This window comes from Martinezella rhizogenes (assembly GCF_027460065.1).
GTDB classification, from domain to species: domain Bacteria; phylum Pseudomonadota; class Alphaproteobacteria; order Rhizobiales; family Rhizobiaceae; genus Agrobacterium; species Agrobacterium rhizogenes_C.
Genome location: NZ_JAPYZZ010000001.1, coordinates 288,222 through 301,783, shown reverse-complemented (window position 1 = coordinate 301,783; position 13,562 = coordinate 288,222). Strand labels below are relative to the sequence as shown.

At 60.6% G+C, this 13,562-nt stretch carries 12 protein-coding genes and 1 tRNA gene; 7 read left to right on the top strand and 6 right to left on the bottom strand.

From position 1 onward, the window contains the following. Nucleotides 1-334: 334 nt before the first annotated feature. From O8B93_RS01455 to O8B93_RS01425, 7 genes are all read left to right on the top strand, one after another. Nucleotides 335-2,131 (top strand): acyl-CoA dehydrogenase C-terminal domain-containing protein, encoded by a 1,797-nt coding sequence (locus O8B93_RS01455; protein ID WP_269708054.1) that lies wholly within the window; start codon nucleotides 335-337, stop codon nucleotides 2,129-2,131. Between the two features lie 37 nt (nucleotides 2,132-2,168). Beyond that, nucleotides 2,169-3,377 (top strand): acetyl-CoA C-acetyltransferase, encoded by a 1,209-nt coding sequence (locus O8B93_RS01450; RefSeq protein WP_269708053.1) that lies wholly within the window; start codon nucleotides 2,169-2,171, stop codon nucleotides 3,375-3,377. An 8-nt stretch (nucleotides 3,378-3,385) separates the two neighbouring features. Further along, nucleotides 3,386-3,598, top strand: a complete 213-nt coding sequence (locus O8B93_RS01445; protein WP_269708052.1) for a hypothetical protein — start codon at nucleotides 3,386-3,388, stop codon at nucleotides 3,596-3,598. A 33-nt stretch (nucleotides 3,599-3,631) separates the two neighbouring features. Further along, a complete protein-coding gene (locus O8B93_RS01440) occupies nucleotides 3,632-5,848 on the top strand; it encodes a 3-hydroxyacyl-CoA dehydrogenase NAD-binding domain-containing protein (protein ID WP_269708050.1) in 2,217 nt (738 codons plus the stop codon). Nucleotides 5,849-6,004: 156 nt separating this feature from the next. Beyond that, entirely contained in the window at nucleotides 6,005-6,436 is a 432-nt protein-coding gene (locus O8B93_RS01435; protein ID WP_269708049.1) for a hypothetical protein, read from the top strand. 282 nt (nucleotides 6,437-6,718) lie between these two features. Next, nucleotides 6,719-6,794 (top strand) — tRNA-Phe (locus O8B93_RS01430). Between the two features lie 109 nt (nucleotides 6,795-6,903). After that, nucleotides 6,904-7,512, top strand: a complete 609-nt coding sequence (locus O8B93_RS01425) for an alpha-ketoglutarate-dependent dioxygenase AlkB (RefSeq protein WP_269708048.1) — start codon at nucleotides 6,904-6,906, stop codon at nucleotides 7,510-7,512. Nucleotides 7,513-7,521: 9 nt separating this feature from the next. Here O8B93_RS01425 and mnhG read toward each other — a convergent pair whose 3' ends face one another. The 6 genes from mnhG to O8B93_RS01395 are packed head-to-tail and all read right to left on the bottom strand — an operon-like array spanning nucleotide 7,522 to nucleotide 13,522. Further along, nucleotides 7,522-7,866 carry a monovalent cation/H(+) antiporter subunit G gene (gene mnhG, locus O8B93_RS01420; protein ID WP_111784629.1) on the bottom strand — a complete coding sequence of 115 codons (345 nt, stop codon included), beginning with the start codon at nucleotides 7,864-7,866 and terminating at the stop codon, nucleotides 7,522-7,524. After that, on the bottom strand, nucleotides 7,863-8,144 hold the full coding sequence (locus O8B93_RS01415) for a K+/H+ antiporter subunit F (RefSeq protein ID WP_006313274.1): 282 nt from the start codon (nucleotides 8,142-8,144) through the stop codon (nucleotides 7,863-7,865). The genes mnhG and O8B93_RS01415 overlap by 4 nt, the downstream gene beginning before the upstream one ends. Then, nucleotides 8,141-8,629 carry a Na+/H+ antiporter subunit E gene (locus O8B93_RS01410; RefSeq protein WP_269708047.1) on the bottom strand — a complete coding sequence of 163 codons (489 nt, stop codon included), beginning with the start codon at nucleotides 8,627-8,629 and terminating at the stop codon, nucleotides 8,141-8,143. Before O8B93_RS01410 ends, O8B93_RS01415 begins: the two co-directional genes overlap by 4 nt. Next, on the bottom strand, nucleotides 8,626-10,272 hold the full coding sequence (locus O8B93_RS01405) for a monovalent cation/H+ antiporter subunit D (protein ID WP_269708046.1): 1,647 nt from the start codon (nucleotides 10,270-10,272) through the stop codon (nucleotides 8,626-8,628). The genes O8B93_RS01410 and O8B93_RS01405 overlap by 4 nt, the downstream gene beginning before the upstream one ends. Next, nucleotides 10,269-10,604 (bottom strand): Na+/H+ antiporter subunit C, encoded by a 336-nt coding sequence (locus tag O8B93_RS01400; protein WP_003503487.1) that lies wholly within the window; start codon nucleotides 10,602-10,604, stop codon nucleotides 10,269-10,271. Before O8B93_RS01400 ends, O8B93_RS01405 begins: the two co-directional genes overlap by 4 nt. Next, nucleotides 10,604-13,522, bottom strand: a complete 2,919-nt coding sequence (locus tag O8B93_RS01395; RefSeq protein WP_269708045.1) for a monovalent cation/H+ antiporter subunit A — start codon at nucleotides 13,520-13,522, stop codon at nucleotides 10,604-10,606. Before O8B93_RS01395 ends, O8B93_RS01400 begins: the two co-directional genes overlap by 1 nt. Nucleotides 13,523-13,562 lie beyond the last annotated feature (40 nt).

Genomic DNA, 13,562 nt, shown 5'->3' with positions numbered 1-13,562 from the left:
TCGCGACGTTGCCTGTCTCACCACGCCGTCGCCGCAACATGCAGCAATGCCAGAGCCGGTATTTGCCCCCTTGGAGGAAAATGCGCCGATGAACGAAGCAGTTACCTCTGTCGGGAGAATTCACGAAACGTGGTAAAGAAGTGGTTAACTACGGTTGGAATTTTTTAACTTTTGTGGCGGAGGGCGAGCTGGCGCCGGGCCAGATGTCGGTTTGGCCGAAAAAGGAGGGCGATATTCAGCGGAAATTTGTTTGACGTTTACGCGCACGTCAAATATTGTCATGGCATATCGGCCGGACTGGCTCCGGCGCCCACGATGCGGAGGAACATCGGTAATGCCTGTTTACAAGGCCCCAGTCAAAGACACGCTTTTTATCCTGAACGACGTTCTTGGCCTCGAGCGGTATAACAACCTGCCCGGCTTCGAGGATGCAACCCCCGACATGATCGAAGCGATCACCGGCGAAGCCGCAAAGCTGGCCGAGGAACGGCTTTTCCCGCTCAACCTTTCCGGTGACCAGCAGGGCTGCAAGCGCGCCGATGATGGTTCGGTTTCCGTGCCTGACGGTTTCAAGGCTGCCTATGACGCCTATTGCGAAGGCGGCTGGATCGGCCTTGCCGTTCCCCAGGAATTTGGCGGGCAGGGCCTGCCCTATACGCTGCATGCGGCGATCGGCGAATATATGTCGTCGGCCAACCTGTCGCTGATGATGTATCCCGGCCTGACGCAGGGCGCGATTGCCGCAGTCCTCGTGCACGGTACGCAGGAGCAGAAGGAAACCTATCTGCCGAAGATGGTGGACGGCACATGGTCCGGCACCATGAACCTCACCGAACCCCATTGCGGCACTGACCTCGGCCTTCTACGCACCAAGGCCGTACCGCAGGGCGACGGCAGCTATAAAATATCCGGCCAGAAGATCTTCATCTCCGCCGGCGAACATTCCATGACTGACAATATCGTGCATCTGGTGATTGCCCGCATCGAAGGCGCGCCAGAAGGCACCAAGGGCATTTCGCTGTTCATCGTGCCGAAGTTCCTCGTCAAGGAAGACGGGACGCTCGGCGAGCGCAATGGCGTCACCTGTGGCGCCATCGAACACAAGATGGGCATTCACGGCAATGCCACCTGCGTCATGAACTACGACGATGCGACGGGTTATCTGCTCGGCGCGGAGAACAAGGGCCTCTCGGCCATGTTCGTGATGATGAATGAGGCCCGCCTCGGCGTTGGCCTGCAAGGCCTTTCGGTCGGTGAGATCGCCTATCAGAACGCCGTCGAATATGCGCGCGATCGTATTCAGGGCCGCTCGCTTTCCGGTGCCAAATTCCCCGACAAGAGGGCTGATCCGATCATCGTGCATCCCGATATCCGCCGCACGCTGATGACCATCAAGGCCTATAACGAGGCCGGCCGCGCTTTCCTTCTGTGGACCGCGCTGCAATCCGACATCGCTCACCGCGCCGCCGACGAGAAGCAGCGCCAGGCGGCGGATGACCTGCTCGGTCTCGTCACGCCGATCCTGAAAGGCGTGTTGACGGACAAGGGCTTCGACCACGCCGTGATGGCGCAGCAGGTCTTCGGCGGCCATGGCTACATCGAAGAACATGGCATGAGTCAATATGTCCGCGATGCACGTATCACCATGATCTACGAAGGTGCCAACGGCATTCAGGCGCTCGATCTGGTCGGCCGCAAGCTCGGCATGAATGGCGGCCGCGCCGTCATGGCGCTGTTCAAGGAAATCGGCGATTTCTGCGAGGAAAACCGTGCCGATGAAAAGCTTGCCCTTTACACCAAGGGCCTGAAGAAGGGCTTGAACGACCTGCAGGCCGCAACCATGTGGTTTATGCAGAACGCCATGGCCAAGCCCGACAATGCCGGTGCCGGCTCGACCGACTACATGCATCTCTTCGGCATCGTGGTGCTGGGCTACATGCAGGCGCGCATGGCGAAAGCCGCCAGCGAAGCGCTTGCGACAGGCAGCGCTTCGGACGAGGATTACCTCAAGACCAAGCTTGTCACGGCGAAGTTTTACATGGAGCGCATCATGCCGGAAACGGCGCTGCGCAAGGCCCGCATCGAAACCGGCGCGGACACCATGATGGAACTGGCTGCGGAAGCATTCTGAGAAGGTTGGCGGTAAACACGCCGCAGGGAGAGAGTTTATGACCGACGTTTACATTTACGACCATGTCCGCACCCCGCGCGGACGCGGCAAGAAGGATGGCAGCCTGCATGAGGTGCCCTCCGTTCGCCTTGCCGCCAAAACGCTGGAAGCCATCCGCGACCGCAATGGGCTCGACACCTCTGCTGTCGATGACATCATCATGGGCTGCGTCGATCCTGTCATGGATGCCGGCGCGGTGATCCCGAAGGCTGCCGCCTTCGAGGCCGGTTACTCCAACAAGGCCCCGGGCATGCAGATCTCGCGCTTCTGCGCCTCGGGTCTCGACGCGATCAACTTCGCGGCCGGCAAGGTCAAGGCGGGTTCGGACGATATCGTCATTGCCGGTGGCGTCGAAAGCATGTCACGCGTCGGCATGGGCATGTCCGGCGGCGCCTGGTACATGGACCCCTCGGTCAACTTCCCGGCCTTCTTCATGCCGCAGGGCGTGTCGGCCGATCTCATCGCCACCAAGTACGGCTTCTCCCGTGACGATGTCGATGCCTATGCCGTGGAAAGCCAGAAGCGTGCGGCGCATGCGTGGGAAAAAGGCTATTTCAACAAGTCGGTCATTCCGGTGAAGGATTCAAACGGCCTGACGATCCTCGACCGTGACGAGCATATGCGCCCCGGCACCGACATGCAGGCGCTGGCCTCTCTCAATCCGTCATTCCAGATGCCGGGTGAAATGGGCGGCTTCGAAGCCGTTGGCATCATGGCGCACCCGGAAGTGGAGCGGATCAACTACGTGCACCATGCGGGCAACTCGTCCGGCATCGTCGATGGCGCTGCCGCCGTGCTGGTCGGCTCCAAGGCGGGCGGTGAGGCAATGGGCGTGAAACCGCGCGCCCGCATCAGGGCTTTCGCCAATATCGGCTCCGATCCGGCGCTGATGCTGACCGGCCCGGTGGATGTGACCGAGAAGCTTCTGAAAAAGACCGGTATGTCGCTTGCCGATATCGATCTTTTCGAACTCAACGAAGCCTTCGCAGCCGTGGTGCTGCGTTACATGCAGGCTTTCGACATCAGCCATGACCGGATGAACGTCAATGGTGGCGCCATCGCCATGGGCCATCCGCTGGGCGCAACCGGCGCGATGATCCTCGGCACGGTGCTGGATGAGCTGGAGCGGCGCGATCTGAACACCGCGCTCGTCACGCTCTGCATCGGCGCGGGCATGGGCACGGCGACCGTTATCGAGCGCGTTTGAGGCAGGCCATGAGGCGCGAGGTTTACGACCAACCCAAGAACGAGATCGAACAGCAGTTGGCTCGGCACAATCTGGAAAAGGATATGGCACAGGATCATCGGGCGTCCATCCGCCCTGTTTCCCCTGTCCACATCCGACGACTCCGGGCAGAGCTTTGGGGCTTGATCGTGTTTCTCGTTTTTGTGGTCGGTTGTATCGGCCTCGCGATCGGACTGTCGTAACCGCAGGGAAATTTGAGGGAAGAGGAATCCCAAATGAGCACTTACACCAATTTCACCATCGAGACGGACGCAGACGGCATTGCCCTCGTCACCTGGGACATGCCGGAAAAATCCATGAACGTCTTCACCTCTGAAGTGATGGACGAGCTGAACGCCATTCTTGACGCGACTGTCGCAGATGGCGCCGTCAAGGGCGTCGTCTTCACATCAGGCAAGAGCACCTTTTCCGGCGGCGCCGATCTTTCGATGATCAAGTCGATGTTCTCCTTCTACAATGACGAGAAGGTAAAGAACCCGGATGAAGCGGCGGCAAAGCTGTTCGAACTTGTGGGCCGCATGACCGGCCTGTTCCGCAAGCTGGAAACCAACGGCAAGCCATGGGTCTCGGCCATCAACGGCACTTGCATGGGTGGCGCGTTCGAGCTGTCGCTCGCCTGCCATGGCCGTGTGGCATCGAATGCCAAGAGCCTCAAGATCGCCCTGCCGGAAGTCAAGGTCGGCATCTTCCCCGGTGCCGGCGGCACCCAGCGCGTACCGCGCCTGACGGACGCACAATCCGCGCTGCAGATGATGACGACCGGCCAGTCGCTGACCGGCGCGCGCGCCAAGGCCATGGGGCTGGTTCATCAGGTGGTCGAGCCGGATCAGCTGGTCGCAACCGCAAAGCAGATGATCAAGGACGGCCTGAAACCGGTCGCCCCCTGGGATGAGAAAGGCTTCAAGGCCCCCGGCGGCGGCATCTGGACGCCGGCCGCGGCCCAGCTCTGGCCCGCCGCACCGGCCATCCTGCGCCGCGAAAGCGCCGGCAACTATCCGGCCGCCCTCGCCATCCTCAAATGCGTTTATGAAGGCCTGCAATTGCCCTTCGATACGGCGCTGAAGGTGGAGCAACGCTATTTCACCGAGATACTGCGCTCGAAGGAAGCCTTCGGCATGATCCGCTCGCTGTTCATTTCCATGCAGGAACTGGGCAAGGGCGCGCGCCGCCCGGCAGGCCAGCCGAAGACGGAGTTCAAGAAGGTCGGCGTCGTCGGCGCGGGCTTCATGGGTGCTGCCGTCGCTTATGTCACCGCCGCAGCCGGCATTCCCGTTGCGCTGGTGGATCGTGACCAGGAAGCCGCCGACAAGGGCAAGGGCCATTGCGAAGAAAGCGTCAAGGCCGCCATCGGCAAGGGCAGGCTGACGCAGGAGGAGGGCAAGGCCCTGCTCGACCTCGTCACCCCAACATCCGATTACGCCGCGCTCTCTGATGCCAATCTCGTCATCGAGGCCGTCTTCGAAGACCGCGATGTGAAGAAGGCCGTCATCGAGGCCGTGGAAGCCGTGTTGCCGCAAGGCGCGATCTTCGCCTCCAACACCTCCACCTTGCCGATCACCGGGCTTGCGAAGAACTCGAAGCGCCCGATCGATTTCATCGGCATCCATTTCTTCTCACCGGTCGAGAAGATGATGCTGACGGAAGTGATCCTCGGCAAGGAAACCGGCGACAAGGCGCTCGCCGTCGCGCTGGATTATGTGGCCAAGATCAAGAAGACGCCGATTGTGGTGAACGATACGCGCGGCTTCTTCGTCAATCGCTGCGTGCTGCGCTACATGGCGGAAAGCTACGATATGCTGATCGAAGGCGTGCCGGCCGCGATGATCGAAAATGCCGCGAAGTTCGCCGGCATGCCGGTCGGTCCACTGGCGCTGAATGACGAGGTGGCAATCGATCTTTCCTACAAGATCCTGAAAGCCACCGTCGCTGATCTCGGTGAAAAGGCCGTCGATCCGCGTCATATGGAACTGGTGAAGAAGCTGGTGGAAAGCCAAGGTCGCTTCGGCCGCAAGAACACCAAGGGCTTTTACGACTACCCGCCAAAGCCCGCCAAGAAATCCCTCTGGCCCGGCCTGAAGGATCTCTATCCGCAGCAGAAGCCTGAAGACGTGGATATGGAGGTGCTGAAACAGCGCTTCCTCGTCACCGTGGCGCTGGAAGCCGCCCGCACGGTGGAAGAGGGCATCGTAACCGATCCGCGTGAGGCGGATGTCGGCTCCATCCTCGGTTTCGGCTTCGCGCCCTATACCGGCGGTGCGCTGTCCTACATTGACGGCATGGGCGTGAAGAATTTCGTCGCTCTGGCCGAGAAGCTCAGCGAAGCCTATGGCCCGCGCTTCCAGCCGACGCCGCTCCTGAAGGACATGGCGGCCAAGGGCGAGACCTTCTACGGCCGTTTCGACCCCTATGCCAGCGCCGCGAAAGCGGCATAAGGCACCAAGCCAGATAATCGAACAGGCCCTTCGGGGCCTGTTTTATTATGCGGATGCCATCGCTTTTCGTGCATCCTTTGCCGGGCTGAGGCGTTGAAAAGCGTGACCGGGCAAAACGCCCGCCGCCACACAATCAGCACGCCTCAGGAGACAGCGATGAAAGCACCACTGCGATCCCACGGTTTCGACAAGCCCTCGGACCTCGATGACCATCTGGCCGAACTGGACGAAGAGGCCGAGGCGATAGCTGCGGAAGCAAAGACGGAAAAAACCGCGACCAAGAGGACGCGCGCTTCCCATGCCATCGATCCGTCGCTGCGCGCCGAACTGGAGGAGCTTCGCAAACAGCTCGACAAGATCCGCCGCGACGTCAAACGGCTGGAGGCCGCGCAGCACCACCGCCACAGGCCCGCACAGCCGCACCATGAGCGTGACCGCGAGAATTCCCGCCTGATGACCGTGGTGCGCTCCGTTGCCGTTACCTCGCTCGCCAGCCGCATCTTTGCGTCTTCGCCCGTCATGGCGGCACTGGTGGCCGTGGTACCGTTCGCACTAGGCCTTGCCGCACGGCGCAGCGAAGGGGCATAGCCGCGCCGATGCGGGCGCGCCGGTTTCGCTCGGAGCGGCCTTGCGGGAGCCCGGCGGCGGGCGGATGCGTAAGCTCCGGTGGATGCTCAAGGGCGGATTCCCTTGTAATCCGGCTTTCGCAGGGGACACATTTCAGCCATCCACAGGCACCGTGAAAAAACTGTCAAAAAACTTCGCGATGGCGCTTGCCATGTCCGAACAAGATGTTATAACCCCGCTCACTTTCGGGGCACCAAAACAGCCCTGACCGCCAAAAGCGGAGGTTCTTCAAGGACCTGAAGTGCCCGGATAGCTCAGTTGGTAGAGCAGCGGATTGAAAATCCGCGTGTCGGTGGTTCAAATCCGCCTCCGGGCACCATTTATTTCAAGTTCTCTTCTTGATAAATTGGTCGCTTAGTTTCTATGCCGTTATTAGCGGCGCGCGAATTCCGATCAATGGCCTTATCAATGTGCTTTTGACAGCGGCGATGGAGAGCAAACCGCAAGTGGATCGTGTCGCTAGTCCAACTCTTCTACCGCCCGGAGTCCTCTATTTTGATGGCTTCCTCTCTTCAGAGGAAGAAATTTCCATTACGGACAGATTGGATGCTGGCGAGTGGAGCACGGAGCTGAAGCGTCGTGTGCAGCATTTCGGTTATCGTTATGACTATAAAGTGCGCGCTGTTACGCCAGATGCCTATCTCGGGCCTTTGCCGCCCTGGCTGGGCGTGTTCGCCGAACGATTAGTGGCGGATGGCTACCGCCGGACAGTGCCGGATCAAGTTATTGCGAACGAGTATCTTGCGGGGCAGGGCATCAGCGCGCATGTGGACTGTGTCCCCTGTTTTGACGATACGATCGTATCGATAAGCCTTTTATCCGCATGCGAGATGGTTTTCCGTGATTTGCGCGGACCGGGTATACGCAGCGTTCTGCTTCATCCTCGTTCAGGCGTACTGCTCAGTGGCTCCGGCCGTTACGATTGGACTCATGAAATCCCAGCTCGCAAATCCGAAATTGTTAACGGGGTGAAGAGCGCCCGAAGCAGAAGGATTTCCCTCACTTTCCGCAAGGTTCTGGCTTTGAAACGGCCCTGATCTGAGCGATCACAAATGCTCCCGATTATCCGAATTCTGCTCCGCCCGGTCCCGATAAAGCGCGGCCCGGCCGAGCAGCATCAGCGACACCGGTGTCGTCACCGTCATGAAGATGCCGATGAAGATTTCGTGGAAGGCGAAGCGGTCGCCGGAGACGGAGAAATAGATGATCGAGGCCATGACGATGCCGCCGGTGCCCCAGCTGGTGCCGAGTGTGGGGGCATGCAGGCGTTCATAGAAGCTGTTCAGCCTGGCAAAGCCGATTGTGCCGATCAGCGTCAGCGAAGCGCCCAGCAGCACGAAGAAAGCCACGAGAATGGCGGCCCAGAGCGGAAATTCTGCAGCATTGTTCATTCGATCACCTCGCCGCGCATCATGAATTTGGAAAGGGCAACGGTGGAGACGAAGCCGAGGATGGCGATCAGCAGCGATGCCTCGAAATAGATGTCGTTGCCGGTGCGCAGACCGAAGGTCAAGAGAAGCAGCATGGCGTTGACATAGAGCGTATCCATGCCAAGCACGCGGTCCTGGGCGCGCGGGCCGATGGCGATGCGATAGACTGATATCGTCATGGCGATGGCCAGCATCAGCTGCGCCAGCGAAAAGGACCAGAAAAGGATAATCGAACTCATTCGAATATCTCCATCAGCAGTTTTTCATAACGGTTCTTGATGAGGCTTATCCACGCTGCCTCATCCACATCATCGAGAACGTGGAGGAGAAGCGTGCCCTGGCTGGAATTATATTCAAGCCAGGCGCTGCCCGGTGTCGAGGTGAGGATCGTTGCCAGAACGGCGAGCGCCATGGGGTCGCGGATCTCGAGCGGCACGGCCAGGAAGCCGGATTTGCGGTCCCTTTCGCGCTGGAACAGGATGATCTTCGCCACCGAGAGATTGGACCTGACGATATCGTAAAGTACGATCAGGATCAGCTGCACGAGCCTGTGCCAGTTGCAGATGCGCGGCTTGGCGGGCCTCAGCGACGCCATCGCCCAGGAGGCGATGAGCGCGACGCCGGTGCCGAGCAGCAGGTGCCCCGCCGAAAAGCTGTTAATCGTCAGCCAGAAGAAGATCAGCGAAACGGTCAGCAGCGGGTAGGGGAGGAGACGGCTCATCATGGCTCTGCCTCCGGGTTGCTGCCCGCTCGCGGCGCGGAAATGACGCCCTGAATATAGCTGGCGGGCAGGTCGAGAATACGCGCCGTCTCCTGCATGTAACGCATCACCGGTCCCGCTTGTATGGTCATGACAAGCGTCAGTCCGAGCAGCAGCATGATCGGCGCAATTTCGATGACGAGAACACGCGGCACCGTCCCTTCAATGGAGGCCCAGAAGGTGCGGATGCCGGCGCGGGTCATGGAGATCAGCGAAGCGAAACCAGCAAAGACGATCAGGAAAACCAGCCACCAGGACAGCGTGGAAACGCTGTCATTGGCGCCAAGCCCGGAAGGGTTGAGAATGGCGGTCAGCATGGAGAATTTGGCGATGAAGCCCGAAAGCGGCGGCAGACCGGCAAGAAGAATGCCGCAGGCGGCAAAACAGGCGCCGAGCACCGCCATGGTGGCGGGCATGGTCACGCCGACTTCCTCTTCCTCATCTTCCTCCTCGCCCTCGCCATAGGCTTCCATGGTCACGGCCAGAACGTTCGCACCCGCATCCTGCCCGCGCTCGACGAGTTCGATCAGCATGAAGAAGGCGCTGATGGTGAGCGTGGAGCTGACCATGTAATAGAGCGCACCGGCCGCGACCGTCGGATTGCCGGTGCCCATGGCGGCGAGAAGCGTTCCCGACGATATCAGGACCGAAAAACCGGCCAGCCGCCCGAGCGCCTGCGACGCCAGCACTCCAATGGCTCCGAAGATGATGGTGGCGATGCCGCCGACCAGCAGGGCATCATGGCCGAAGCCCGCGGATTCACCGGCCGTCTGCCCGAAGAGCAGGAAGGACAGGCGGGCGATGACATAAATGCCGACCTTGCTCATGATGGCGAACAGCCCGCCAACCGGGGCAGAAGCCGCGCCATAGGCGGAAGGCAGCCAGAAATTCAGCGGCCACATGCCTGCTTTCACCAGAAATGCAATGCCAAGGATGGCCGAGCCGGTTTCCAGCAGCATGCGCTGGTCGGGGTTGAGGCCCTCGATGCGATGCGCAAGATCACCCATGTTCAGCGTGCCCGTCACGCCATAGATGAGGCTGACGCCGATCAGGAAGAACAGCGCGGCAACGAGGTTGATGGCGATGTAGTGCAGCCCCGCCTTCACGCGCTGCTGGCCGGAACCATGCAGCAGCAGACCGTAGGAAGCCGCCAGCATGACTTCGAAGAACACGAAGAGATTGAAGAGGTCACCGGTCAGGAACGCGCCATTGACGCCCATCAGCATCATCTGGAACAGCGAATGGAAATGCGCACCGGCTTTGTGCCATTTCGCCATCGAATAGATCAGTGAGGGGATGGCGAGCAACGCGGTCAAAAGCACCATCAGGCCGGACAGGCGGTCGGCCACCAGCACGATGCCGAAAGGGGCCGGCCAGTTGCCGAGCAGGTAGACACCGCTTGAGACTACGGCCGCGATCTCGGTGTTGACAGTCGAATTCACCTCACGGAACAGCAGGATCGCGACGACCAGTAACAGCACGGTTGACGTGAGGCTGATGGCGGCCTTTGCAACACGCTGGCGCTCATCGAAGAAGAGCAGCAGGGCGGCGGTGATAAGCGGCAGCAGAATTGGCGCAATGACGATGTGGAAGGGGAACGACATCATTTCGACTCCCTCCCGTCTACATGGTCGGTACCGGTGAGGCCGCGGGCGGCCAGCAGCACCACGAGGAAAAGTGCTGTCGTGGCAAAACCGATGACGATTGCCGTCAGCACCAGCGCCTGCGGCACGGGGTCAGCCAGCGTCGAGCTGTCAACACCGTTCACCAGCACCGGCGGCGCGTTGGTCTTGATGCCGCCCACGCCGAAGATGAAGAGGTTGACGGCATAGGATAGCAACGAGAGCCCGACGATGACCTGATAGGTGCGCGGGCGCAGGACGAGCCAGACGCCGGAGCCCGTCATGATACCGATGCCGATTGCAAGAATGAGTTCCATTACACGTCCTCCGCTTTTGCGGCTTCAGGCGTGCGAACGCGGTAGTTACGCAACGATTGGTGTGCCAGTGCTATCAAAATAAGAACGGTGGAGCCGACGACCGTCGCAAAGACGCCGAGGTCGAACAGCAGGGCGGAAGCCGTCGGCATTTTGCCGATATAGGGTATGTCAGTATATTGGAAATAGGTGGTCAGGAACGGGTAGCCGAAGTACCACGAACCGATACCCGTTGCCGCCGCCATCAACAGGCCGAAGCCCATCCAGCGCAGCGGCAGGATGCGGATACGGTCTTCCGCCCAGCGTGCGCCGCCGGCGAGATATTGCAGCAGGAACGCTATTGCCATGGTGATGCCGGCTGCAAAACCACCGCCGGGCAGGTCGTGACCGCGTATGAACAGGAAGATCGAGAAGGTGACGATAACAGGGAACATCCACTGCATCACGATGGATGGCACGTAGAGATAGTCGCGCACCGTATCGCCCTTGCTGCGGTCCGGACGCTCCGCATCGAAGGCGTTCTGCATCTGCTGCTGTTCCGGCACGCCGATGCTTTCATGGGCGGGACGGAAACGGCGGAGAAGGGCGAAGACGGTGAGCGCAACGATGGCCAGCACCGCGATTTCGCCGAAGGTGTCGAAGCCGCGGAAGTCGACCAGAATGACGTTGACGACATTGGTGCCGCCGCCTTCGGTGTAGGCGCGTTCCAGGAAATAGGTCGCAATCGCATTCGGCACCGGCAGCGTCATCACGGCATAGGCGATGACGGACATGCCTATACCGCTGGCGGCGGCCAGCAGGAAGTCCCGGGCGCGGCGAAGCTGCGCCGGTAATTCGTCGCTGCTGTCCACTTTCTCGAAGCGTTTCGGCAGCCAGCGGAGACCAAGCAGGATGAGAACCGTGGTGACGATTTCCACCAGCAGCTGGGTGATGGCGAGATCCGGCGCGGAAAGCCAGACGAAGGTGAGACAAGTGACAAGCCCGGACACGCCGAGCATGACGAGGGCGGCAAGCCGGTGATATTTCGCCTGCCACGCGGCGCCCATGGCCGCAATCATCCCGATCAGCCACAGGATGGCGAAGATCGGATCGAAGGTCGTCACGCGCGGCAGCGACAGGGAAAATTCCGAAAGGAACAGAGGCGAGAAACCGGCGAGAAGCGCCACGAGGATGAGAAGCCTCAGCTGCGGCTGCAGACGCCGCGTGCCGAGCGTGCTTTCCAGCCACCGCGCCCATTTCCAGGACACGGTGACGAGAATGCGCTCGAAGATGCGCTGGCCCCGCAGATGCCGGAAGACGGGCGGACCATCATCGCAGCGTGAGAAATAGCCGCCAAGCAGGGCGTAGATCGTCACACCGCCGATCAGCGCCGCGATACTCATGATCAGCGGCAGGTTGAAACCGTGCCAGATCGACAGGCTATAGACGGGTGTCTGCGCGCCGAGCACGGACAGCACGGCCGAATGCAGGAACGGGCCGATCGACAGGCTCGGAACGATGCCGACGATCAGGCAGGCGAAAACCAGGAACTCGATCGGAAAACGCATCCAGCGCGGCGGCTCGTGCGGATGGGGGTTCGGCAAATCGACGGGCTTGGGCCCGAAGAACACCGTGTGGATGAAGCGCAGCGAATAGGCGACGGCAAAGGCGCCGGACAGCGTCGCGACATAGGGCAGCGCCCGGTCCAAAAGAGAATCCGCGTGGGTCTCGACCGCCTCGGCAAAGAACATTTCCTTGGAGAGGAAGCCGTTGAACAGCGGTACACCGGCCATTGCCGCACTCGCCGCCATGGCAAGCGTCGCGGTCGCCGGCATATAGGTATAAAGCCCGCTTAAGCGCCGCATGTCGCGCGTGCCGGTTTCATGGTCGATGATGCCGGCCGCCATGAACAGCGACGCCTTGAAGGTGGCGTGGTTGACCATGTGGAAGATGGCTGCCACCGCCGCCAGCGGGCTGCCGAGGCTGAGCAGCGTGGTGATGAGGCCGAGATGGCTGATCGTCGAATAGGCCAGAAGCCCCTTCAGATCCTGCTGGAACATCGCGAAATAGGCGCCGAGCAGCAGGGTAATGATGCCAGCCACGCCCACCAGCCAGAACCATTCCGGGGTGCCTGCCAGAACAGGCCAGAACCGCGCAAGCAGGAAAACCCCGGCTTTCACCATGGTTGCGGAATGCAGATAGGCGGAAACGGGGGTGGGTGCCGCCATGGCATTCGGCAGCCAGAAATGAAACGGGAACTGCGCGCTCTTGGTCAGCGCGCCACCGAGAATGAGGATAAGCGCCGGCAGATAGAGAGAATGGGCGCGGATGGCGGCGCCGGCCTCGATGATCTTGTCGAGATCGTAGCTTCCCGCCATATGGCCGAGGATCAGAAGTCCAGCCAAAAGGCTGAAGCCGCCAATGCCGGTCACGGTCAGCGCCATGCGGGCGCCGTCACGCGCGCCGGCATTCTGGTGCCAGTAGCCGATAAGCAGGAAAGAGAATATGCTGGTCATTTCCCAGAAGATCGACAGCAGGATGACGTTGCCGGACAGGACAACGCCGAGCATCGAGCCCATGAAGGCGAGAAAGAAGGCAAAAAACCGGGGGATCGGGTCTTGCGCCGACATGTAATACCGGGCGTAAAGGACGACGAGCAGGCCTATGCCGGTAATGAGGATCGCGAAAATCCAGGCAAATCCGTCCAGCCGCAGGGTAAAATTGAGCCCGAGCTGCGGTAGCCATTCCACATCATATTTCAGCACACCACCGCCACTGATGGTGGAATATAAAAACATGCTGCTGACTAGGCCGAAGAGGGCGACGCCGCCCGCGACGGAGGCCGGGCCAGCGGCCGCGCCGTCGCGCGGCATGAAGGCCGTCAGGAGTGCGCCGACGAAGGGCAATGCGACAATAAATGGAAGAAGGGTTGCAAGTGTCATATGCGGCGGCGGTTTTCTCTCTGGAATGGGAGCCTACGGC

Excerpts from the sequence above, each read along its gene's own strand:
- O8B93_RS01415 (WP_006313274.1), bottom strand. The coding sequence starts at position 8,144 with ATGAGTTCGATTATCCTTTTCTGGTCCTTTTCGCTGGCGCAGCTGATG.
- O8B93_RS01435 (WP_269708049.1), top strand. The coding sequence starts at position 6,005 with ATGAAAGCACCACTGCGATCCCACGGTTTCGACAAGCCCTCGGACCTC.
- mnhG (WP_111784629.1), bottom strand. The coding sequence starts at position 7,866 with ATGAACAATGCTGCAGAATTTCCGCTCTGGGCCGCCATTCTCGTGGCT.
- O8B93_RS01405 (WP_269708046.1), bottom strand. The coding sequence starts at position 10,272 with ATGATGTCGTTCCCCTTCCACATCGTCATTGCGCCAATTCTGCTGCCG.
- O8B93_RS01395 (WP_269708045.1), bottom strand. The coding sequence starts at position 13,522 with ATGACACTTGCAACCCTTCTTCCATTTATTGTCGCATTGCCCTTCGTC.
- O8B93_RS01455 (WP_269708054.1), top strand. The coding sequence starts at position 335 with ATGCCTGTTTACAAGGCCCCAGTCAAAGACACGCTTTTTATCCTGAAC.
- O8B93_RS01440 (WP_269708050.1), top strand. The coding sequence starts at position 3,632 with ATGAGCACTTACACCAATTTCACCATCGAGACGGACGCAGACGGCATT.
- O8B93_RS01425 (WP_269708048.1), top strand. The coding sequence starts at position 6,904 with ATGGAGAGCAAACCGCAAGTGGATCGTGTCGCTAGTCCAACTCTTCTA.
- O8B93_RS01445 (WP_269708052.1), top strand. The coding sequence starts at position 3,386 with ATGAGGCGCGAGGTTTACGACCAACCCAAGAACGAGATCGAACAGCAG.
- O8B93_RS01400 (WP_003503487.1), bottom strand. The coding sequence starts at position 10,604 with ATGGAACTCATTCTTGCAATCGGCATCGGTATCATGACGGGCTCCGGC.
- O8B93_RS01410 (WP_269708047.1), bottom strand. The coding sequence starts at position 8,629 with ATGATGAGCCGTCTCCTCCCCTACCCGCTGCTGACCGTTTCGCTGATC.
- O8B93_RS01450 (WP_269708053.1), top strand. The coding sequence starts at position 2,169 with ATGACCGACGTTTACATTTACGACCATGTCCGCACCCCGCGCGGACGC.